Source organism: Clostridium sp. AF19-22AC, from assembly GCF_003479085.1.
Classification (GTDB): domain Bacteria; phylum Bacillota; class Clostridia; order Lachnospirales; family Lachnospiraceae; genus Faecalicatena_A; species Faecalicatena_A orotica.
On record NZ_QUGN01000063.1, the window covers coordinates 475 to 979 of the forward strand.

Below are 505 nucleotides of genomic sequence, written 5' to 3' on the forward strand. Positions count from 1 at the left end.
GACATCGAGGTACAGCGTGAAGAGGCATATACCGAGGGACTGAGCCGCGGCAGAGAGGAAGGGCGTGAAGAAGGCCGTAGTGATAAGTTAATTGAACAGTTAAAAAAGAAGCTGTCTAAAGGAAAAAGTCCGGAAGAAATTGCTGATGAACTGGAGGAATCTGTGGATACTATTCAGGAACTTATGGCTTCATTGGGGGAAGACGTCTGAAGTTTTATAAAGTAAAAATCGGACTCCCACTAAGACTTATTTATTATTACTTACCATCTGTGGAAGTGGGAGTCCAATCTGTTTTCTATTCCACTTCTGCTTATAGTAATTCTAACCATGAAACAAAAAGATCCGTTTATTCAAATGGTCAGGAAGTGTACCATCCAAAAGGGAATATCTCCCCTATTATTACCAGACAATTCACATTAAAATCCGTTCCATTTATATAAAGAGAGGGCTTGATTATACCTGCCGTATTTCTTATACTCTATGTATAAGGAAACTGTGGCTGTTC

At 39.6% G+C, this 505-nt stretch carries 1 pseudogene; it reads left to right on the plus strand.

What is annotated here, in order from left to right:
* Positions 1-210: pseudogene (locus DWX43_RS27235) on the plus strand (transposase); the annotation flags it as partial.
* Between the last annotated feature and the right edge of the window lie 295 nt (positions 211-505).